This is a genomic window from Eisenbergiella tayi, from assembly GCF_001881565.1.
GTDB lineage: Bacteria > Bacillota > Clostridia > Lachnospirales > Lachnospiraceae > Eisenbergiella > Eisenbergiella tayi.
Map to the genome: position 1 here is coordinate 584,262 of NZ_MPDJ01000004.1, position 20,748 is coordinate 605,009.

The 20,748-nt window shown below is 40.4% G+C and carries 22 protein-coding genes; 19 read left to right on the top strand and 3 right to left on the bottom strand.

The features are described 5' to 3' along the window. Nucleotides 1-401 precede the first annotated feature (401 nt). From BLA28_RS17210 to BLA28_RS17240, 7 genes are all read left to right on the top strand, one after another. On the top strand, nucleotides 402-881 hold the full coding sequence (locus BLA28_RS17210) for a hypothetical protein (RefSeq protein WP_009252195.1): 480 nt from the start codon (nucleotides 402-404) through the stop codon (nucleotides 879-881). A 6-nt stretch (nucleotides 882-887) separates the two neighbouring features. Beyond that, on the top strand, nucleotides 888-1,706 hold the full coding sequence (locus BLA28_RS17215) for a hypothetical protein (RefSeq protein WP_069158297.1): 819 nt from the start codon (nucleotides 888-890) through the stop codon (nucleotides 1,704-1,706). Between the two features lie 55 nt (nucleotides 1,707-1,761). After that, nucleotides 1,762-2,496: a hypothetical protein gene (locus BLA28_RS17220; protein WP_009252193.1), complete on the top strand. Its 735-nt coding sequence runs from the start codon at nucleotides 1,762-1,764 to the stop codon at nucleotides 2,494-2,496. Between the two features lie 269 nt (nucleotides 2,497-2,765). After that, nucleotides 2,766-3,044, top strand: coding sequence for a hypothetical protein (locus BLA28_RS17225; RefSeq protein WP_069158298.1), 279 nt, complete (start codon nucleotides 2,766-2,768; stop codon nucleotides 3,042-3,044). Between the two features lie 4 nt (nucleotides 3,045-3,048). Beyond that, nucleotides 3,049-3,345 (top strand): hypothetical protein, encoded by a 297-nt coding sequence (locus tag BLA28_RS17230; protein WP_242880625.1) that lies wholly within the window; start codon nucleotides 3,049-3,051, stop codon nucleotides 3,343-3,345. Nucleotides 3,346-3,392: 47 nt separating this feature from the next. Continuing rightward, nucleotides 3,393-3,686, top strand: coding sequence for a hypothetical protein (locus tag BLA28_RS17235; protein WP_009252190.1), 294 nt, complete (start codon nucleotides 3,393-3,395; stop codon nucleotides 3,684-3,686). A 36-nt stretch (nucleotides 3,687-3,722) separates the two neighbouring features. Next, nucleotides 3,723-5,312, top strand: a complete 1,590-nt coding sequence (locus BLA28_RS17240; RefSeq protein WP_069158300.1) for a phage tail tape measure protein — start codon at nucleotides 3,723-3,725, stop codon at nucleotides 5,310-5,312. Between the two features lie 589 nt (nucleotides 5,313-5,901). Here BLA28_RS17240 and BLA28_RS33825 read toward each other — a convergent pair. Then, on the bottom strand, nucleotides 5,902-6,063 hold the full coding sequence (locus BLA28_RS33825) for a hypothetical protein (RefSeq protein WP_169897264.1): 162 nt from the start codon (nucleotides 6,061-6,063) through the stop codon (nucleotides 5,902-5,904). On the opposite strand from BLA28_RS33825, the gene BLA28_RS17245 reads away from it, so the two are divergent. The 9 genes from BLA28_RS17245 to BLA28_RS17285 are packed head-to-tail and all read left to right on the top strand — an operon-like array spanning nucleotide 6,032 to nucleotide 16,575. Next, nucleotides 6,032-10,219 carry a hypothetical protein gene (locus BLA28_RS17245; protein ID WP_141702955.1) on the top strand — a complete coding sequence of 1,396 codons (4,188 nt, stop codon included), beginning with the start codon at nucleotides 6,032-6,034 and terminating at the stop codon, nucleotides 10,217-10,219. The two genes, BLA28_RS33825 and BLA28_RS17245, sit on opposite strands and share 32 nt — an antisense overlap. A gap of 40 nt (nucleotides 10,220-10,259) precedes the next feature. After that, nucleotides 10,260-10,511: a hypothetical protein gene (locus tag BLA28_RS17250; RefSeq protein WP_069158302.1), complete on the top strand. Its 252-nt coding sequence runs from the start codon at nucleotides 10,260-10,262 to the stop codon at nucleotides 10,509-10,511. A 30-nt stretch (nucleotides 10,512-10,541) separates the two neighbouring features. Next, the gene (locus tag BLA28_RS17255; protein ID WP_069158303.1) at nucleotides 10,542-11,639 is read left to right on the top strand and encodes a hypothetical protein; all 1,098 of its coding nucleotides are present in this window, start codon (nucleotides 10,542-10,544) and stop codon (nucleotides 11,637-11,639) included. Between the two features lie 10 nt (nucleotides 11,640-11,649). Further along, complete coding sequence (locus BLA28_RS17260; protein ID WP_069158304.1) at nucleotides 11,650-12,798, top strand: hypothetical protein; 1,149 nt, start codon at nucleotides 11,650-11,652, stop codon at nucleotides 12,796-12,798. A 17-nt stretch (nucleotides 12,799-12,815) separates the two neighbouring features. Continuing rightward, nucleotides 12,816-13,718, top strand: coding sequence for a hypothetical protein (locus tag BLA28_RS17265; protein ID WP_044969319.1), 903 nt, complete (start codon nucleotides 12,816-12,818; stop codon nucleotides 13,716-13,718). A gap of 3 nt (nucleotides 13,719-13,721) precedes the next feature. Beyond that, nucleotides 13,722-15,329 (top strand): DUF5048 domain-containing protein, encoded by a 1,608-nt coding sequence (locus BLA28_RS17270; protein WP_069158305.1) that lies wholly within the window; start codon nucleotides 13,722-13,724, stop codon nucleotides 15,327-15,329. A 15-nt stretch (nucleotides 15,330-15,344) separates the two neighbouring features. After that, nucleotides 15,345-15,641 (top strand): hypothetical protein, encoded by a 297-nt coding sequence (locus BLA28_RS17275; protein ID WP_069158306.1) that lies wholly within the window; start codon nucleotides 15,345-15,347, stop codon nucleotides 15,639-15,641. Nucleotides 15,642-15,655: 14 nt separating this feature from the next. After that, a complete protein-coding gene (locus BLA28_RS17280; protein WP_069158307.1) occupies nucleotides 15,656-15,958 on the top strand; it encodes a hypothetical protein in 303 nt (100 codons plus the stop codon). A 14-nt stretch (nucleotides 15,959-15,972) separates the two neighbouring features. Continuing rightward, nucleotides 15,973-16,575: a hypothetical protein gene (locus BLA28_RS17285; protein WP_071699264.1), complete on the top strand. Its 603-nt coding sequence runs from the start codon at nucleotides 15,973-15,975 to the stop codon at nucleotides 16,573-16,575. A gap of 112 nt (nucleotides 16,576-16,687) precedes the next feature. Here BLA28_RS17285 and BLA28_RS17290 read toward each other — a convergent pair whose 3' ends face one another. Continuing rightward, nucleotides 16,688-17,284 (bottom strand): hypothetical protein, encoded by a 597-nt coding sequence (locus BLA28_RS17290; protein WP_071699265.1) that lies wholly within the window; start codon nucleotides 17,282-17,284, stop codon nucleotides 16,688-16,690. 86 nt (nucleotides 17,285-17,370) lie between these two features. Between BLA28_RS17290 and BLA28_RS17295 the strand changes: the two genes are divergently transcribed. Both BLA28_RS17295 and BLA28_RS33440 read left to right on the top strand, forming a co-directional pair. Further along, nucleotides 17,371-18,369, top strand: coding sequence for a tyrosine-type recombinase/integrase (locus BLA28_RS17295; protein ID WP_044971945.1), 999 nt, complete (start codon nucleotides 17,371-17,373; stop codon nucleotides 18,367-18,369). Between the two features lie 332 nt (nucleotides 18,370-18,701). Next, nucleotides 18,702-19,022: a hypothetical protein gene (locus tag BLA28_RS33440; protein ID WP_141702956.1), complete on the top strand. Its 321-nt coding sequence runs from the start codon at nucleotides 18,702-18,704 to the stop codon at nucleotides 19,020-19,022. Between the two features lie 8 nt (nucleotides 19,023-19,030). Here the strand turns inward: BLA28_RS33440 and BLA28_RS33445 are convergent, their stop codons facing one another. Beyond that, on the bottom strand, nucleotides 19,031-19,324 hold the full coding sequence (locus BLA28_RS33445; RefSeq protein WP_141702957.1) for a hypothetical protein: 294 nt from the start codon (nucleotides 19,322-19,324) through the stop codon (nucleotides 19,031-19,033). Between BLA28_RS33445 and BLA28_RS17300 the strand changes: the two genes are divergently transcribed. After that, complete coding sequence (locus tag BLA28_RS17300; protein ID WP_143131505.1) at nucleotides 19,311-20,069, top strand: hypothetical protein; 759 nt, start codon at nucleotides 19,311-19,313, stop codon at nucleotides 20,067-20,069. The two genes, BLA28_RS33445 and BLA28_RS17300, sit on opposite strands and share 14 nt — an antisense overlap. The last annotated feature ends 679 nt before the right edge of the window (nucleotides 20,070-20,748 follow it).

Here is a 20,748-nt window from a genome sequence, read left to right on the forward strand (position 1 = left end):
GTCAATGAATATCCCCGATGCCCATCACTTATTGCCGGCTTTTAAGCTTACATATATTCCGGCTGCAGCTCCCCCATACAGCCGTACTATCCTCTTCACATCTTAACCGGCGGCGGTGCTGTTGTTCTGACAGTATCGCCGCCGGCCCCTCCTTTTCCGGAAAATACAGAAGAAAGAAGGTCCTTACCATTATAAGAATTTCCCGCAAGGAAAAAGATTATCTGGCGGCAAACGGCGTATGCCAGGGTCCCGGAGGTGATATCCACCACACGGTTGCACGCCACAGACGTACCTATTATATGACAGAATCCGAAAACGCGGAAAACCTGCTCTCGCAGTACCGTCGCTCAATCACCATCTGCTCCTGTCAGTAAATTCAGTAAAGGATACCATAAAAGCTTATGAAAAAATCTATCGTAAACGATATCGGTTTATACAAAACCAGACTACTTTCCATGCTGACTGAAGATTCCGATATCTGCGGGCTTTTGCTCAATAAGGAGGATTTTACGGAAGCCGAAGCAAACGGCCTCCCGTACAGTCAGATTTTCCCTTATCTCTATATAAATACACAGGCTGAAACCAAAACCTGCCTTTGTTTCGAAGTCGATGTCCCTCAGATACCCACCGGCATGATAAAGGATATGAGAATAACCGCATGGGCCTACTCCCCTTTTGATCAGATGCCGTATGAAAAGGATGGATTTCTCGGCACACGGCCCGATATCCTTGCCGATATGATTGAAAGAAAGCTGCATGCTTCCAGCCAGTTCGGCATCGGACAGCTGCGCCTGGAATCCGTAACCAGCAGCGTGCTGGACAGCCGCTTCTACGGCAGACAGATGGTCTTCACCGTACCTGATTTTAAAACGAAGGGGTAATGCATCTTGAACCTTGATTACAGTATTTTGATAAGCCCGTCTGCACTCAAGCTGAATCTGTGCAGTGTACGCTCTCCCACTCTCAGGGAAATTGATTCCCTGCCCAATAAATTCAGCACCTACAATATGTATTTGTCCATGCTGCTTCTTGATATCGATTCCTACTATAAAAATTTGAAAGAACTGGGAGATAATTATTTTGCCGGTTATTCGGAATCTGAAAAACAGCTTATCCTGAAAATCCGTGACGAATATGAACAAATGCCGGAGCAGGACAAGGTACATATTCAGGCGCTGGATATCTTCAGCTTTGACTCCCAAATCATAGAACAGCTGAACCAGGCACTCTCCTTTTTCCTATGTGAAACTCTTTCTTTTTCACAGGAAAACCATGCCTTTATGGTTTATGAAAAAGAAACGGATACGCCCACCGGTGCAATCACCCCGCAGCTGCTTCCCGAAATCGAGAGTATTATTTTACAGCTGAATGCCGTATCAAAAGATGCTATGGATACCTCTAATGCCAAAAACAAAGCGGCGGCCAAAATTATAGAAAAACTGAATAAAAGAAAAAAAGGCAACGAAAAAAAAGCCAAAAGTGATCCCAAACTGGAACTGCCAAACATTATTTCAGCCGTTGCGGCTTATCACAGTTCCATCAATATTCTGAACATCTGGGATCTGACAGTTTACCAAGTATATGACCTGTTCGCACGCATGCAGCAAAACACCATTTTTGACGTACTTAAAATGTCTGTTGCGGCATGGGGAAACAAGGACAATAAGGTCGATTTCACACAATGGTTTGATTGTATCAAACAGTAACCAAAGCCCGCCGAAAAGACGGACTGCTATTTTATAAAAACTCAGGAGGATTATTATGCCCAATATTAATAAAGCTAACAGACAGGTTTGTGATGTAGATATTCGTTCCCTTGACAGAAAACCCGTACTCTTCTTCGAAACTGCCAACACAACTACACAGGCCCTCACCGGGGAATCCGTGTATGCAACGGCAAAAGGCGTGAAAAGGATTGCTTTTGCAAATCCCATCGAAGGAACCATTACCATCGAAGCACAGGTTTATCCGTTTGAACTGTACTCCCTGATCTCCGGAGGCGTGATCGAGACTGATGCGGCATATCCGGAAAGAGCCACAGTCAAAGCAGACGCGGACGGCAGCCTGAAGGTTCCGGACAACGCGATGCCCGGCAGCGTTTTCGTATATAAAGCAGGTGATTTTGCCGGAGCAGAAATCGAAGGTGCCTTTGCAGACAACAAGTTCACAGCTGCTAACGCAGAAGATATCAAAACCGGCCTTGAATATGAAGTAGGCTATGTTGTTACAAAAGCAAGCGGCGTAAAGCGCATTACCATCAACAACAGCAAGCTGCCGAAGGCTTACTACATTACCATGGATACCGTTGAGAAGGATGACAACGAGGTACTGACTCCTTATAAGATGATCTTCTACAAGGCTCAGCCTCAGAGAAACTTCTCCCTTTCCCAGTCTTCTGCCGGTGATCCTGCCAGCATTACCATGACCTTCGATCTTCTGGAGGACAAGGACGGCAACTTTGCAGAATTCGTGGAGCTTTCTGACGAAGCAGAATAATCTGCCAAAATGGCGGGAGCCGGTCTCCCGCCCTGCTTTTCCGAAACCGGAGCGGCTTACAGCCATGCTCCGGCTTTGGATTTATTATTCATATTGTGGATTGACAGCGGCGGCTGTCCGACTTTTCCCAGTTCCGTTTTTTCAGGAAGTCCGGATTTATTCCGGAGAAGAAAATACGGAATCGGGAAGAGCCGGACAGCCGCGACAGGGATACCTGGATTCACAATATTTTTTGTGGTTCAAGTATCCCTATTTTTTACGAAAAGGAGATGGACAACATCAAATACAAAACCTTTGAAGATGTAACCGAAGTATATGGGAAAACGAATTTATGCAAGATCTGTAATATCAAACAGATCATAACTTATGCCAAACTCGGAGTCCAGCCTGTCTGGATCGATGAAGGCTATGGCGGCAAACTGATCGCCTATTATTTTATCCCGGAAACCAAGGTTGCCTGGAAATACTGGCTGGAAAACAGGCCGGATACCGGACAGGCAGAAAATGCAGCGGACAGGGACGGCAATCGTTCCGCCGGAGGGGAGTGAATTTATGAACATAACAACCTTTTTATTTTTATTGACATCTTTTGCTGTTCTGACGGCTGTCGTGACGGAAGCGGTGAAAAAGTTCCTGGATGAACAGCATGTTCATTATGCGTCCAATATTGTTGTGCTGATTATTGCGCTGCTTGTGGGCTGTGGAGGTACTGTTCTTTATTATATTAGTACCGAAATACCGTTTGCTCCTCTGAATATTACTTATATTCCGCTTATGGGAATCGCTAACTGGATAGGTGCCATGGTGGGTTATGATAAGGTAAAGCAGGCGATTGAGCAGCTTCGGTGATCACAAACTGGCAACTGTAAATAAATATGAGAAAATGAGGAAGTTTTATGATAACAAGAATAAAGAATTATTGGAAGCTGAGAAAACTGCGCAGGGATGCTCTTACGCTTCTTATTATTAATGGGGCGGATATTGCTGAGGAAGTGAAGGAAATTGTAAATCTTGTTCACACTTATCTTGGAAATACCGCTGAATTACAGAATAACCTTAGCGGAGAAAACATGGATACCGTACTGAAGTTTATGGAAGAAATGGTGGCAGCCCCTGATTTCAAGGATAAAATGTACGAAAAGATACACGATGATGCCCAAAAGCTTCGGGAAATGGAAGCCGCGGAATAGTGCGGCTTGATTCGTATTCCTAAACAGGAGGTGTTTATGGGAAATGACAATAGCTTATCTATCTCAGCTAGGCTAGATGAAAAAAAATCCGAAAAAATAATCAGACAACAATTAGCAAATATACAGAAAAGGTTGCAAAAACAAAGTCAGATAAGAATCAATATAAAAATAAATGAAGGGGATTTAGAAAAACAAGCCCAAAAACTTGGCCGCAGTCTTGATCATGAAAAGATGACTCCTAAGCAAAAGGTACCTGAAAAACTGATTCAGTCAAAGAAAGAAGTACAATCGGACCTTGATCAGTTTTTGAAAAACAATGCCAAAATGAGTTCTGACTTAAAGGGAAAATTTTTAGAACTAGGAAAAGCAATAAATAAAGTTGATGATGAATCTGATCTTTCTACTTTAAAGAAAAATCTTTCAGAATTAAAAATGGAGGCAATCACAACTGGTCAGTCAGGAATAAATTTAGGTAATATATTTAAAGGTGCCATAAACAAACTCTCCTCTTTAAAAATCAAAGACACAATCGTCACCCAAGTCAAAGAATCACTAAAAGAATTAAAAGGTATTGATACCCTTCTCACTAATATAGGGAAATCGGGAAATTTCACAAAAGAACAGCTAACACAGCTTGGTAAAACCTCTTTCGAAGCGGCCAGTACCTATGGGAAAAAAGCATCAGATTATTTATCCGGAGTACAGAATATGGCTAACTCCGGTTATAATGGAAATCAAGGAACTGACCTGGCTGAACAATCTCTTCTTGCTCAAGCCGCAGGGAATATGACTGCAGAAACAGCCGACAAATATATATTGGCTTTAAACGCGGCTTATAAATTTAATGGAGAGGCTAAAAAGCTAAATGAAGTACTGGACGGTCAAACCAACATTGCAACACACAATAATGTTTCTTTGAGTAATATGGCAGAAGCAATGAGTACAATTGGGACTGCCGCATCTGGTTATCAGATCTCAGTTGAAGAATTATCGGCCATGATAGGAACCATTGGTTCCATCACACACAGTACGGGAAGTGAAATTGGTAACAGTATCAATTCCTTACTTGGCAACTTACAAAATACCGACTCTTCCAAAATTGTAAAAACATTGGATTCCGTTCATGTTTCCATGACAGAAATGGTCAATGGCTCAGAACAGCTACGGGATCCTATTTCAATTCTTCGGGATCTATCGGATGCTTATAATCGATTAGGTGAAAATGATTCCTTGAAAGGAAAAATTCTCACTAATATTGGCGGAAATGAACAAGCAGAAGAGTTAGATGCTCTTCTCCAGAATATGGATAGTTTCGATCAAATGCTAACGGATTACGCCAATGGCAGCGGCAGTGCTATGGAAACTGCTACTCGTTCTGCAGATAGTTGGGAAGGCAGTCTCAATCGATTATCAAATACCTGGACGGATACAGTCGGAAATATTACAGATTCTGATGCCATTATATCTGGTATTAATGCTCTGAATTCATTATTGGAAATGATAAACAAGCTAACAGATGCTCTGGGCCCGGCAGGTTCTCTAGCACTTGCCGGCGGTTTATTCGCAGGGATAAAAAATGTCGGTAGGATTAAAAAGTTAATCCTCATATTAATATGCCGACAGTAATAAAGTTTCTTATCAAAGATAAGTTTTAGATATTACGCTTAATGAAATACATTAAGTTAAATGAGGTATATGGCCTGAATAGGTGCATGGTTAATAATTCTATGCCTGGGAAAAATGTTAATACTCTGCTACTCTTCTGTTATTGGTGACAATTTCAGAATCGTAAAAATGCGTGAGTTTCATTTGGTCAGCAGGAAAGCCGTCTCACTCGAGCGGAATCCCCACAGTAATGACATCCTCATAAGCAGTATATGAAACGATGCTGCTTAAACAGACATTCGGGACTAGCGCTGAGCAATACAGTGAAATTATTAGGCAGAGACTTTACTTTCTGTCTTTATTGTATGTTAGGAATATATAAGTTAAATGATAGTAAATAAAAATTATTAAATAAATGCATCAAGAAAATATATTTCAAATTCCACTCAATAATTCCCAATAATTATACTAGTCTGAGTTCCAAAAAATTAGATATAAGTAAATTAATTTCACAGTATTCACAATTACAAGAAGAACTAACAAAATATAATTCTCTTCAATCTAAGACTATTTCCTCTCAAAATAATTATGGTGAAAGTTTAGGTGAAAGTCAGTCATCTTTCAAACAATATTTATCTTCATTAAACGGTGCCTCAGGATCTGTAGGTGGATATATTAAATATCTTTTAAGTGCAAAAGCTTCTACAATTGCATTATCTATTGCAACCTCAGCAATGCAAATGGCATTATCTGCTGGTGTTTCATTCGCCATATCTGCCGTAGTTTCCCAAATAAGCAAATGGATTCATGCACAAGAAGAAGCAAGGCAAAATGCCGTTGAGTTATCTAATACTTATAAAGAACAACAGTCATCTTTGGATTCTCAAATCAAAAAATATAAGGAACTAAAAACAGAATTAGATAGGGGCAACCTGACCGCAGATGAAACACGTTCAATTAAAGAACAATTATTAGGAATACAAGAATCTTTAGTTGATTCCTATGGTGATGAAGTATCAAATCTTGATTTAGTAAATGGGAAATACAAAGATCAATTAGGTCTTCTAACAGAACTATCAAAAGAAAAAGCAATAGAGCATACAGTTAAGAATAGAGATGTGTACGAAGAAGCGAAAGAAGCTTTATCTGAAGAGAAAACATATAATCTTGGTCAATATTTTACCAGACCTTTTTATGCATCATTAACTGATGAACAAAATAAATTAAATGATTTTATTAATAACTATGATAGTTCAATAAAGTTGGTTTCACAAAAAAGTGGAGTAGGATATGCTGCCTCTGGAGCAATTACTAAAGGCTCAACTCTACAAGTTCAAGGTGATGCAGAATCAGTCTATAACTTGCTTCAACAATTCTCAGAAGATCTACGAAATTTCGGAGATAAAAATGGGATTGATGTTACAAATATAACAAGTAATGTATCATCACAGTTAAGAACTATTTGGACCGATGAATTACAGGAATATAAAACGGTATATGATGAATTTGTAAATGCAGAGATTATGCGTAATGATACTCTTCGTCCTTTATATCATGATTCTATTCAAGCTGTAAAAGATTATAACGCTGCTCTGGCATCCGGAGAAGGCGTTTCTGAAGCCAAAGCGAATCTTGATTCAATTAAGGAGTCCATACAAGGTGTTACAGGACAGGTGGAAGGTTCATCAGAAGTATTTGAAGGTATTTTTGATGAGGTAAATAGTACTTCCGAAAAAGCATATAATATCGGTCAACTATTTGAAAATGATACGACTGTACAAAATTATGCCGAACAACTTCGTGGCCTTAGTGATATTGATTTAAAATCATTTAACTTTAATGATGATTTTATTGCACCGGGCGAAGAAGCATTCAGTTCATTAATTAATGTCCTTGGCTTGTCTGAAGATGAAACTCAATTATTAATAGACAAATTAATAGAATTAGGTTATGTCCAAGGCAGTATATCATCGGAAAGTAGTCCCCTACCTACAATTTCTGAAACTATTTCGCTAATATCTACTCAACTAAAGCCACAGTTCGATTCTCTTTCTGATGCGTATCAAAAGATTTTTACCCCAGATGGATTTACTAAAGAAAATATAGATAATGATATGCTGGAAAATTTGCGTTCAACTTTTAGCAACCTTGATGAATCATTAGGTATTTCTTTTGATACATCAGAACTTGAAGATTTTTTCTCTATACTGACAAATAGTAAATCAACTTCCGAACAGGTACAGAAAGCCTTTAATGATTTAGCAACATCTTATCTTTACAGTACTGATGTTATGGATCAGTTAAATGAAACTACTGCCGATTCCATAGAAAAACAATTGGAAGAAATGGGGGTTTCAAATGCTCAGACACTTGTTGCCGAAGCATTAAATTTTAAAAACGAAGAATTAATTGCTTCCAAACAATTTCTAGCAAAGAGAACTAAAGAACTTTCCGATGCAACTGGTTCCGAAATTGCTAAGTTTGGTGTTGAACAGCTTGCTGCCAATAATTGTTCTGAAGCTCTTGCATTATTCTATTTGCAAAAATCATTGCTCAATTCAAAAGTAATAAGTAGTGATGAAGATATAAATAATATTCTCAGATTGGCTGAAGCTGCTGGTGTTACATCAAGTTCTTTAGCTTTGCTGCAAAGTGCAAAAGCCGATTATAATAGAGCTATTGAAATGGGTGATGACGCAGCAGCACAAAGAGCTGAGCAAAGAGTACTGAAAGCTAGCGAACAACTAAAGCAAGATGTCGCGAAGTTAAAACCTCATGTTAATGTTAATACTGGTAACACATCAGCTTCAAATAACGTGAAATCAGCCGGTACTGCAGGTAAAGAAGACACTGACCCCCACGTCACTGCCTTCGAAGAACAATACAAAAAGCTCAAAGACATCCGCGACCGCGACAAAATCAGTCAAAAGCAATACCTTGATGCTCTCCGGGCTATGTATGAAAGATATTACAAAGGGCAAGATAAATACATCGATGAATACAACAAATACCAAAAAGAATACCTCGACGGCATGCTCGATCTATACAAGTCCGTCATCTCCGGTGTCGTCAAACAAATCGATAAGCATATCAAATCCCTTAATGATCAAAAAGATTCCGCCGTCGATTCCCTGAAATCACAGCAGGAATCAGCCAAGAAAGCGCTCGAGGCCCAAAAAGATGCTATTGAAGAGCAAATCAAACTAATTGATAAGCAAATAGACTCCAAACAGGCCCAAATCGATGCCATAAATGAAGAAAACGAAGCACGTGAAAATGCCATAAACCTTGAAAAGGAACAATACGAGCTTGAAAGGCTCCGCAACCAGCGTACCGAATTCGTCTACAGCGGCAAAGAGAAAGGCTTCATCTACCAAACTGACAGCGGTGCCATCCGCGATCAGGAGCAGGCAGTCAAAGAAGCCGAGGATCAAATCCGTATTGCCAATATTGAAAAAGAAATCTCTCTCCTGGAAAAGAAAAAAGAAGTCCTGGAAGAACAGCAGAGTGCAATCGATGATCAGATAGAGCAGGTTGATGCCTATTATGAAGAATTGATTTCCAATACAGAATCCTATTGGGACACACAAATCAAAGGCGCTGAAGACGTCAAGTCCCGCTGGGAAGAACTTCAGGATCTCAAAGAACAGCTTGAACTGAATGTCCAGCTGATATCCATGGGTATTTCACCGGATGATATCTCACAGCTGACAAGCGAAGAGCTTTTTGAAAAAGTAAAAGAACACTATCTGGGTATCCTTGCCGATATTTCTTCCGGTAATTCTCAGATGCTCTCCTCCTTATCCGACCTTGCCGGCGTAGATGTCTCTGATCTGCCCAGCTTTTTAGAGGAAACCCATGGTTATATGGAAAAATTGAGCGAAGGTATAGACTTCGCAAACCTGGATGACTCGCTCTCAACCGTAATCGACCAATTCGAAAACGTTGCAGCCGCTGCAGGCATGATGACAGGTTCAGTCATCGGAAGCACCGGTGTATCCGTCGGAACAGATAAAAGTACAAAATCCTCTCCCGGCGGCTCCGCCAGCGGCAACGTCTCCTTTATTGATGCCGTTAAAAGCCTGGAAGACGAAAGTGTTCCCATGCTCAACAACGTTGCGGATGCTTTTGCCGGCGAAGAATCCTCGGATAACTCCTCCCAAAGCATCGCAGGCAGCGTAAACAAAGCCAAAGAAGCCATTGCAGGCTCTTCTTCCGGCAAGAAAAAATCATCCGAAGGCCAGGAAGGCTCCGGCGAAGATTCCGGCTCCCTTCTGGAAGCAATGTCTGTCCAATCCAAGGCCGCGCTGGATGAGGAAACCGGAATTCCTGCCCAGATCCAGAAATGGCAGGAACTGAACGGTGTGCTTTCAAATATCCTGGAAAACCTGAGAAATATCGCCGCCGTTATCCCTACACTGAATTCAGACACAAACATATCAGCGCCTGGTGCAAGTGCCGCAGGATTAGCCGCTGCAAAAGGCGGCGTTTTCAATGGCGCCAGAAATGTACTGGTATCTGAATACAACCAGTTGGAAACTATTATACATAAAAATGGAACCTACGAAATCACTTCATCTCCGACACTGACAGATTTACGCCCCGGGGACCAGGTTCTCAACAACAGCCAGACTCTTTCCTTAATCAGGACGAAAAACAGGGCAGCCGCCAATCGTTCAAACGGATTATTCATAGGGAATTCCCTCTCTCCCCTGCCCGAATTGCAGCTGCGCAATACCGTTCTGGATCATTCCTTCGCATCCCCGATGGCACCGCAGTTCTTATCAAATGATAACCGAAACAGCCTCGTCAATGTCAGTATCGGCGATGTCATCCTTGAAAATGTCCAGAATGCAGACGCACTCTCCAGACAAATCGTCATGCGGCTGCCGACCCAAATCAAACAGGAATTATCAAAAAGGGGGTAATCAGTTAAGGGTATGCAGTTCATGCATACCCTTTTAAATTATGGAAAAATACGATGAAAAGGCAATTACCGTTCTCGCCAGGGCAATTGCCGATACTTTAAACAATGCGAGATACGACTATGAAGGTTTTATACAAAAAGACAACGGTGACGGGACCTGCCAGGTCATCGTCAACCAGCAGCGTTACGATATTAAAAATGGAACCGCATTTACTTTTGTTCCCGGAAATAAATGCCTTGTCTACTGCATTTCCGGCGATTTTAACCGGAAGGTGATAATTGCAAAATTGTAACAGATTATCCTCACTCATGGAGGTGAATATATGTCAATCCCTTATAAAAAACTGAAAAATTTACCCGAAGCGCAGAATCTTCAGGATTCTGACATCACAATCATAGAAGATTTGGATACCACCCGGAAAGGAACTCTGAGACAGCTGGTCCAATATCTGAAATGGCACAATGACATCAATACCTATTATGCACACCAGGAGAACATAGGTGCCGCAAACGGCATAGCCCCCCTGGACGAAAACACAAAACTCCCCGCCGGCAATCTTCTCTTCGGAAACGAAGCCGGAACGGTCTTTGAAGGTTCCGCCGGAAAAGAACTGGAAGACAGCGTAAACGTTCATAAAGCTGACAACAGCAGACACATTTCAAACGAAGAACGGACAGAATGGAACGACACCAGCAGCAAAAAGCATGTACACAATAACAAAAGCACGCTGGATAAGCTTACCCAGACCATGCTCGACAAACTTGCGGATGTGGCGGAAGGAGCACAGGTCAATGTACAGGCGGACTGGAATGTAAGTGATACCTCTTCAGACGCTTACATCAAAAATAAACCTGCTGCATTTCCGCCCTCCTCCCACACCCATGTCGTCGCCCAGATATCCGATATGCCCACCAAATTGTCCCAGTTCACCAATGATGCCGGCTATCTTACCTCAGCCGATATTGATTCGGGCCAGAACCATACCCATGCCAATAAAGGCGTTCTCGATTCCATCACCCAGGAATCGGTAGATAAATGGAATACTTCCTACGTCCACCCAAACAGCGGTGTAACCGCAGGAACCTATAAAAGTGTTACCGTAAATGCCCAGGGACACGTAACCAGCGGAACTAATCCTACCACCCTGGCCGGATACGGCATTACAGACGCCGCCGCCAAATCCCATACCCACAACTATGCCGGCTCAGATACTCCGGGCGGAGCGGCTGCCAGTGCGGCCAAGCTTTCCGCTAACCGGACCATCTCCCTGACCGGCGATGTCAGCGGTTCCGTCTCCACCAACCTCTCAGGAAATGTTTCCATAGCCGCCACCTTAAGCGGCGGCGTATTAAAAGAAGCGATAAGCAAGACCGAACCTTCCGGGCTTTCCTTAAACAATTACTGGCTTCAGGAATACTAAGGAGGATATTATGGCGACTTTAAATACTCCCTTAATACATCCCATTTATGCTTTCGATCCTCAGTATAACTATTCCGTTTCCTTTACCTATACCGGAAACCAGACCGTCCGCAACCGCGCTGTCGTTCTGGATAACGATACCTATCAGACCGTATATGATTCCGAACAGGACCGGATGCGGCTGGATCATGTTTTCCCCGGCGGCACCTTCGTTCCCGGGAAAACCTATCAGGTCCGGATCCAGGTTTTTGATGCTTACGGCAACGAATCCGCCCTTTCCGCTCCCGTACTCTTCTATTGTTTTACGACACCTGAATTTTATTTTGAAGATATGCAGGATACTGCCACCCTTCATACAGCAAATCCGAAATTAACACTTCATTATTTTCAGAGTGAACGCGAACCCCTCCAGGATTTTCAATTTTACCTTTATGACTATGATAAATCTCTGGCAGCTTCCTCCAGCCATAAATATGATCCCGCCGATATGAGCCATACATTCTATGGGCTGAAAAATGAAAGCGAATACTATATTAGAGCTACCGGAACCACTGTCCACGGTTTTTCTGTCGACACCGGGTATATAAAAATCAATATCCAGTATTTTGTCATGCCCGCCAACGTGCTTTTCGAAGCAAAAAACCATCCTGAAAACGGCAGTATTACTCTGGAAAGCGGAGTCATCGATATCGGCTATGAAATCGATAATGACAACTATTCCATTAAAAACAGCGAACTGATCATAGGCAGTGACAACACCCTGACCTACAATGCCGGATTTAAAATAACCGACGAATTTAAGGTATTTGTCAAAGCCAGAAAACTACCACTGAACTCAGCTTTTTTCAAAATGCGCTGTCCGGAAACAGGAAATTATCTTGATATCCATGTTGAAAAACTGGGAAAAGCTTATTATGGAGTCCTGCATGTTCCTTATGGGAAAACCCTTGGAGCTTATCATGTTTTCGCAGAACTTCCTCAATCCTGTCTTGCCGATACCCAGGGCTTCCTGCTCGCCGATACGGAAAATAACCTGATCATGCTTGCAGACACTGATTATCAGGACCTCTATACCACAGTATTTGAAATCAGTTATAAAAAGGGACTCTATGATTTACACATCTACTATGAAGCAGATACCGTAACCGAAGACATTTGAAAGGAGACTGACGCACTATGCTATTTCTTGGAACCACATTTTTCAGCGGCTCCCACACTCTGGATCCGCCCGCCGTTCATGTCAGTCCTGTCACAGAAATAAAACTCACCAACGGCACATTTGATCATCTGTATGTCAGTAAAAACTCGGAGGAAACCATCGAAAGCACCCATAACGAATGGAACGGCGATACTCTGCTGAGTGCTCCCTTCGATGACAGCCTCGATGCCGGCAACTCCGGCTTCAGCTTGAGAAATACCGACGTTATGATCGTGAAATGCCGTGAAAAGGGAAGTATGGACTGGATTACCATCCATACCAAAGATATCAATACCATTGAAGATTTCAAAATGCTTTACTTCTACCGTTATGCACGCGGAAACACGGATTATGAATTTATGCTTTCCTCCACCTGCAACGGTATTGAAAACAGCTACATAACCAGAGAAGTCCACTCTGATTTTAACGGATTTTTCCTGGTCAACCAGAATAATGCCATAGGAACTGTCTATAACCTTGACGGCTGCGATACTACCAGAACTGTTTCCGGTGAGGCCGTTCCCCTTTTAAACAGCCAATATGCCAAGGTTGTCAGCAACGGCGCCTATAACTACGATACCGGCACCGTAACCGGTGTTTTCCTCAAAACAGATACACAGGACTGCATGGCTGACCTGTCCGGCGGCATACAGCTCAGAAAGGATTTTATTGACTATCTGACAGATAAAACGCCCAAAATTCTCAAATGGGATGACGGCCGTATCTGGATGATTCAAATTGTAGGGACACCCACCGATACGGAAGAAGGCCATAAGGATCTGCGGAAAATCACCTTCCAGTTTGCAGAAATCGGTGATGTCAGGGATCCCAAATCTTTATATACCAATGGCTTAAGTCCTGTCGGCGTGGAATGGTGGTGATTTATGAGATATACAATAACCGAAGAAGACAAGCTTCTTTTCAGCCAGGGATCCCTGGATTACAAATACCGTTTCAGCGTCATGAAGGGCAGCCAGATTGTGGATGTCCTTTACGGGGTTTCCCAGGCGGGAACCTATGGCATAAACGGAGAATCCGATATCCGGCGCACACTGAATTTTACACTGACCCTGGAAGAATTCCATACAAATATCGAAGAAAAAATACAGAGCTGGTTCGGACTGGATTTCAAATTTGAAATCGGTATATACAGCATTCTTAACAACGATTATTTATGGTATCCCTGCGGCACTTATCTGATTACCGCTTCCAATACCCAATATAACAGCACAAGCCACACCCTGTCCTTAACCGTATCGGATTGGTTCGCCAAACTGAACGGAACCCGAAACGGACAGATAGGCGGCTCTCCCCTTATCAAAATTCCGGTGCAGGACGAGGATGGAAATAAATCCACGCTCCGGGATGTCCTTTCTGTCGTGGTGAAACAGCAGGGAGGAATCGAGAATTACATAATTGATGATATCGGGGAATTTTATGGTATGCAGTCTAATAACCCGGACTATGAAAAATATCGGGAAGATAATCCCGACTGGAACCGTCTCCCCTATGATCTGGAATTCAATATAGGCTGCATGGCCGCGGATGAAATCAATGAGATCACCGGACTTTACCCATATATCCAGAAATATTTCGATGTATACAATAACTTTTGCTGCCATGGGATCCCTTCCTGCGAAAATGATCCGATTACACTTGATAACATTTTTCTCAAATCAGTAATAACGGAAAGCGGAGAATCCGCAGACTATGATATAGAAAATATAAGGAATGTTACAGAAGTTCTCGGCTCCGTTTATGACATCGATAGAATGGCTACCGAATGCACCATGTCCGGAAATACCTACCGGTTACAGCTGACGGAATATGATAAATATGTATCCAACGATTACATCGCCTTTATTCCGAACGCCGACAGCCTGGACGGAATGCAGTTACAGATTAACGGCCTCTCTCCTGTTCCGATCTATTACGAGAATACCACTACCCCGGTTGCAAAGGGAACCATGCACAAAGATGAAACCTATGTACTGCTGTACAAAAAAGTGGATTCCACAGGCCGTTTTTACTATCTTGGCCAATATCAGCCTCACGCCGTATGCGTGCTTACGGCGTCCCCGGATGATCCTGTATACACCAAACAGTATTTTACGGAACGATACAACTGCAAAAATATTGTATTCCGCGTGGAGCCGGATAATCCCTTCACAATTCAGCAGATAGGCATCGTACTTGATGTCAAAACCGGAGATAAATATGAAAATATACAATCTGATTCCGTAGCGATAGAAAACGCCATCTATGACAATATCAAAACCTCTTCCTGGAACGATGCTGTCACAATAACAACCCTCTGCATCCCTTGGCTGGATGTATTTGAAAAAGTGACCTGGCAGAAACAGGATACCAGGGAACCCTGTCAATATATCATAAAAAACATATCTCATAATCTGGGAGGCACCGTTCCCACTACCTCCATAACCATGTACCGTTTTCATCCGTTCCTTTATGATTATGAGATTCCACGATAGAAAGGAGGTGAAATATTGGCTTATCAGTTATCAAACTATAAAGATGTAGATTCATCTGTCGTCCCCCTTGTCCTGCAATATTATAAATACATGGACCAGGAAGATTATGCCGGCGCTTCCAGCCTGCTTGAAGAAAATCACGAGCTCCTGAAGCCCTATATCATAGATATGGACAGCATAAACAAAATTGAACAGGGCCTTCACGATCTCTGGCAGACTGCATCCTTAACACAATCAGTAGTCATTACAGAAGATCAGACAGAACCGGAAGGTGATTTTGGACCGGGAACCGAATGGTTCGCCGAATACTAAATACGGAGGCATTCATGAACAATGAAGATTTTAACTACATCCCCCGCAGCGCTGCCCGCCTGCGTAACCGGGACATATCGGATCAGCATAAAGCGCTTCTGAAAACCGGAAATCCGGCCAGTGCCGCCGATCTAATCAAAAACCGTCCCGACTTGGAGGCATTTAGTGCCTCTCTTTTCAATTTCATAGAACAGAAACTGGTTTTTATCGAGCAGCAGCTTTCAGGGAAAAACCGAGAAATTTATAATGTTTATTCAGACACAGAACCTTCCTCTGAAGAAATGGAAGGCAAGTTTTTCTGGAATAAAGAATACTAAGAAAGGAAAATAATATGAGTATTGCATCAGGTTATAAAAAATTTAAAAAGTACATCTTAACATCGTCCGGATTCCAGCTTGTGTCCCATTGGACAAAGGCAAATACACTGGAATTCGATGACGGAAAGACGGCTCAGGACAAATTAGGTGCCATCGATGGCATCTCCAGTTCACGAGAATCGAACAGTGACAAAATTGCGGCTAGTACGGCGTTGGTTAGTGAATTAAATAGCGATTTAGGAGGATTATCTTTTTATGAAGATTCTAGTGGAAAGTATGTGGTAGGTGCTGATTCAGTTCCAAAAAAATTGGGTAGCATACCTATTAAGGGTCATCTTAAGGCCGGAAGAACCCGAGGTGGAGCGGGATTAGGCGAGATAACATATAGTAGTATTCCAAATGGAAGTTCAATAAAAATTTCTAATCTTTCGTTACCATATGGCCCTAACAATAATATTATCTTTTATGTTATGGTAAATGGAGTATCCGTTCTTACAGCAAATGGTAGTTACACAATAAATACTGATAATAGTACCTTGGTAATATATATGTACATATATTTATCTGAAGAAGGTAGTGGTGGATATGGTAGTTGCGACTACGAGATTTCTATTTAGTCAAAAAGTATAAAACAGAAATAAAATATGATAATATTTCCAATTTATAGCTTTATTTATTCAAAAAGGTATAAATATGTCCATTGGTATTATGATATACTTTAACACAATTTTATTTAACAAATCCAATCGATGATACTGTACACGCCATAGTACGAGAGCCTCCTCCACCCTCTTGTCTAGGACCGCAATTTGGCATCTGAACAGATAGCATTATATAGAATGGTGTGTTACCTAATTCTGAAATATCTAGTTCATAAGTAAGAGATGACATATTGGTTATAGATATATTATTAGTTTTTAGGATGCTATTACCGTCAATAGATGAAAGTAATGTAACTGTAAATGTTCCTGTTTCAGAGTTACCACTTATAATCATTCTTAACTTTTTGTATCCATTTGCTGAATAAAATGAATTACTTTTTATATGAAGTTTTCCATAACTATACCATGTACCTCCTCTGAGTTGGATATTCATTCCGGCCGTATTATAATTTAATACACCATTGTCAAGTAAGCCATTTTTATCATTATCCAGACTCAATGACCAACGTAAAATACTGCCAGCTTCAAATATTTTATAATACTTTGCACCTACATATAAACCAGGTTGCCAATTTCCGTTTGTTAATATCTCTAAATAATCTGTTTCATCATTGTATTTTGCTGTTAAATCGCTATTTAATACAATATTATTTTGGACTTTCATACACGTCAAACCATTTAATTGACAAAATAAAATATATTTGTAATTATTAGGATGGTAAATATTACACTAAAAAGGAGAATATGTGTATGAATGATTCAAAAGAAAAGCTTATTAGTCTAGTAACACAAACAATGTCTGAAAATCTAACGGTTGAGCAATTGGATATGCTTATTTATACGTTATCTAATGTCTTGCAATGTTATGATATTTCGGAAGCAAAAGATCTTCCTTCTGTGGATATGGATGATACAAATAAACTCATTCAAAATTTTCTATCTTGTAAGAAAATTGAAGGTTGCCTTCCAAATACCCTTATTCAGTATCAATATACTATTAATCGATTTGCCTCATGTATCAATATGGATTTAAAAAAGGTTAATACAAATGCAATTCGATGTTACCTCGGACTTATCAGCAAAGGAAATCAAAACTCTTATGTTGATAATGTCCGACGTAACCTAAATACCTTTTACAGTTGGATGGAAGATGAAGATTATGTTATCAAAAATCCATGCAGACGAATAAAAAGGGTTAAAATTGAAAAGAAAATGGAAATGCCATATACCGATGAAGATATTGCATTAATGCAGGATGCATGTACTACGCCTAAAGAAACCGCGCTTATAGACTTATTAGTATCAACAGGTATTCGTAGAGAAGAAGTGACAAAAATCATATTATCAGATATAAATTTTGATCAAATGTCTATAATGATACATGGTAAAGGTGCCAAAGAACGCATAGTATACTTCTCTTCCAGATGTAAGGTTCATATGCAGTTTTATCTACGAACGCGAGGTTATGAATCAGAATATCTCTTTGCCTCAGACCGTCAACCACATGGAAAACTAACAGTTAATTCTATCCATGCATATGTTAAGGAAATTGGTTTAAGAGCTAAGGTAACAAATGTTCATCTTCATCGGTTCAGGAAATGGTTTGCCACTTCTATGATAAATAAAGGGGTAAAAATTCAGGATCTCAAAGATATGATGGGGCATGAAAGCATAGATACTACTAATGATTATTACATTTATAGTAACATTGAAAGAATTAGATCTGAGTGTAAAATACATGCAGCATAATTAGAATCTAAAATACCCTATATCTATTTTTTGACATGGATTCTATTCATGTCTATTTGTTGTGAAATAATAATTAGTTATAATTTTATTACGTACTTTATTATATAATCACAATATATTTTATTAACAAATCCTTTTTCATTTTAAAGTTTAAGCCTTTCTTTTATATATTCTTGCTCTCCTAGATACAATGCATATATCAGAAACATCTAAACTAAATATTACAGTATTTCTGTAACAAATAAATTATTGATTATATGAAATATTATATTTTCTAAGATAGCGATTTAGGGGGGCTATCTTTTTATGAAGATAACACCGGAAAGTATGTTGTGGGTGCCGATTCAGTCCCAAAAAAATTGGGTAGCGATCTGAAAATACAGACTAAATCTGCAACATACCCTATGGCAGGTGTGAACGGTGAGCAGACAGTTGATTTTTCGGTGGTATTTGATGGGATATCTGGTTATAAGCTGGCTTATGCTGGCATCCAGCAACTTAATACTTACATAAGTAATGGTACAATTAAATATGTTGAATTTACAAGCCAACGTATATCAGGTAAAACTGTCACCTGGTCTGTACATACACAGAGGGGAACTGGTGGAGGAAATAATACCTGCGTAGTACAAGGTATCTTTGTTCCAACGTAAAGTCCGCATTAATGTAAGAGCAAATAAGCGTGTACTTCTGCATTTGATGTTGTCCTGGCATTACCACGGCTTTGGCATCCAATGGCATTTATATCTACTGTTTGATACGCTGAAAAAATTCCCGTATTTGAATTATACGATTTATTTAAGGTAATTGTATTGTAGATATCAAAGTAATCTGTATTGCCTCCCGTATGACAGCCCTTTGAAATTTTAGCAATAGGCTCCACAATAAAATCAGTTACGGCATAATTGACATATCCGCTATACTGTGTGACATCAAAATTTGTGCCTGTACCCAAATCAATAATATCCAGTAACTTAAAAGGGATTACTGTATCAGCACCTCCTGGTACAATAAAGCCTGGTTTACCGTCCGTTGTTTTACTAAATTTATATCCCCCTAAATCGCTATTTAATATACATCACTATTATACTAAATCAATAAAATACTTCTTTTTCATTATTAATCTATATAGCGATTTAGGCGGCTTCTCTTTCAAAGAAGAAGCCGGGATAAAATATGTGCGAGGTGCGGATTCAGTCTGGGTCCCATTTAGCAGCATAGCCTATATTACCAATTTCAAAGGTAAGTATGGGACAGGCAACAATTCTGTTATATCGGCTACACCAGAAGAAATCCAAGGTTACGAACTTGCACTTTACGGATTTACAAATTTATACGCTTCAGGAGCAATGCATGTTGCTACAATAAGTGCTGATAATAATCATGTACAGGCTGGCTCTCAATACGGCAGCGTTATTTCTGCTACATATGGAGGCTATTTTGTCAAAACCGGAACTCCTTATATAATCAAAGAACATTCCCTAGTAAAGACCTCAACAGTAAATTTGAGTAATAACGTTCCCGGTTATCGTCTTGTCGGAGGTGTATTACATTTCTCTGATTATTCTTCCAGTCAGACTGGAGGTGCCGCCATAGGAAATCTGGCAATGGACAATAGCTCAGATATTATAATCGCTGATGTCTTATTCCAGTATTCTGCAGTTACTGTAAGCGCTAAACTTCTATATTTGCCAGGCTAAAGCTATCTTTAGGAAAATATAATTGATGATATTTTTACGCTACCACTCCCGGTAGAATTCATATTTCCATATGAAGTAGGAGCGGGACGGATGGTAACTAAACTATTAGAAGAGATATCCAGTACTAAATTAGAGGTTAGTTTTACCCAGACCCCATCATCTACTTTATAGAATACGTTGCTGGTATCATATGTATTTGTCTGAGTTGTGACTACTGTTCCGACGGACATAGTTTCGTATTCGGCTATATCAAACGAAAAATATAATGAATTGGATGATCCAATTGCGCCACCATGAGAGTCATTAAAATCACGTTGCACATAGAAATTTAGACCGGTTACCATGAAAGGAACCTTACCCAATTTTTTTGGGACTGAATCGGCACCCACAACATACTTTCCGGTATTATCTTCATAAAAGGATAACCCTCCTAAATCGCTACTTTATTCAATAGTTCAATCGTAATTGACTAATTAATTTAAGGTTTAAGTTCATTAGTTTTATCATATAAATAATAAACAAAGTAGCGATTTAGGCGGCTTCCAATTTTCTGTTGCTTCGGATGGAACACCTACATATAAACCAGGAGGTGCGGATACAGCGTACCCTTTTAATTCTGGTATGCAAAAAATAGTTTCAGTCTCAACCTATTGTAAGTTTATAGGTTATGATAAAACGG

What these genes read in the sequence shown, in the direction of transcription:
- BLA28_RS17230 (WP_242880625.1), top strand. Translation starts at nt 3,049, where the DNA reads ATGAACATAACAACCTTTTTATTTTTATTGACATCTTTTGCTGTTCTG.
- BLA28_RS17260 (WP_069158304.1), top strand. Translation starts at nt 11,650, where the DNA reads ATGGCGACTTTAAATACTCCCTTAATACATCCCATTTATGCTTTCGAT.
- BLA28_RS17280 (WP_069158307.1), top strand. Translation starts at nt 15,656, where the DNA reads ATGAACAATGAAGATTTTAACTACATCCCCCGCAGCGCTGCCCGCCTG.
- BLA28_RS33825 (WP_169897264.1), bottom strand. Translation starts at nt 6,063, where the DNA reads ATGGCGAATGAAACACCAGCAGATAATGCCATTTGCATTGCTGAGGTT.
- BLA28_RS17210 (WP_009252195.1), top strand. Translation starts at nt 402, where the DNA reads ATGAAAAAATCTATCGTAAACGATATCGGTTTATACAAAACCAGACTA.
- BLA28_RS17290 (WP_071699265.1), bottom strand. Translation starts at nt 17,284, where the DNA reads ATGAAAGTCCAAAATAATATTGTATTAAATAGCGATTTAACAGCAAAA.
- BLA28_RS17235 (WP_009252190.1), top strand. Translation starts at nt 3,393, where the DNA reads ATGATAACAAGAATAAAGAATTATTGGAAGCTGAGAAAACTGCGCAGG.
- BLA28_RS17240 (WP_069158300.1), top strand. Translation starts at nt 3,723, where the DNA reads ATGGGAAATGACAATAGCTTATCTATCTCAGCTAGGCTAGATGAAAAA.
- BLA28_RS17245 (WP_141702955.1), top strand. Translation starts at nt 6,032, where the DNA reads ATGGCATTATCTGCTGGTGTTTCATTCGCCATATCTGCCGTAGTTTCC.
- BLA28_RS17220 (WP_009252193.1), top strand. Translation starts at nt 1,762, where the DNA reads ATGCCCAATATTAATAAAGCTAACAGACAGGTTTGTGATGTAGATATT.
- BLA28_RS17265 (WP_044969319.1), top strand. Translation starts at nt 12,816, where the DNA reads ATGCTATTTCTTGGAACCACATTTTTCAGCGGCTCCCACACTCTGGAT.
- BLA28_RS17285 (WP_071699264.1), top strand. Translation starts at nt 15,973, where the DNA reads ATGAGTATTGCATCAGGTTATAAAAAATTTAAAAAGTACATCTTAACA.
- BLA28_RS17295 (WP_044971945.1), top strand. Translation starts at nt 17,371, where the DNA reads ATGAATGATTCAAAAGAAAAGCTTATTAGTCTAGTAACACAAACAATG.
- BLA28_RS17250 (WP_069158302.1), top strand. Translation starts at nt 10,260, where the DNA reads ATGGAAAAATACGATGAAAAGGCAATTACCGTTCTCGCCAGGGCAATT.
- BLA28_RS17255 (WP_069158303.1), top strand. Translation starts at nt 10,542, where the DNA reads ATGTCAATCCCTTATAAAAAACTGAAAAATTTACCCGAAGCGCAGAAT.
- BLA28_RS17270 (WP_069158305.1), top strand. Translation starts at nt 13,722, where the DNA reads ATGAGATATACAATAACCGAAGAAGACAAGCTTCTTTTCAGCCAGGGA.
- BLA28_RS17225 (WP_069158298.1), top strand. Translation starts at nt 2,766, where the DNA reads ATGGACAACATCAAATACAAAACCTTTGAAGATGTAACCGAAGTATAT.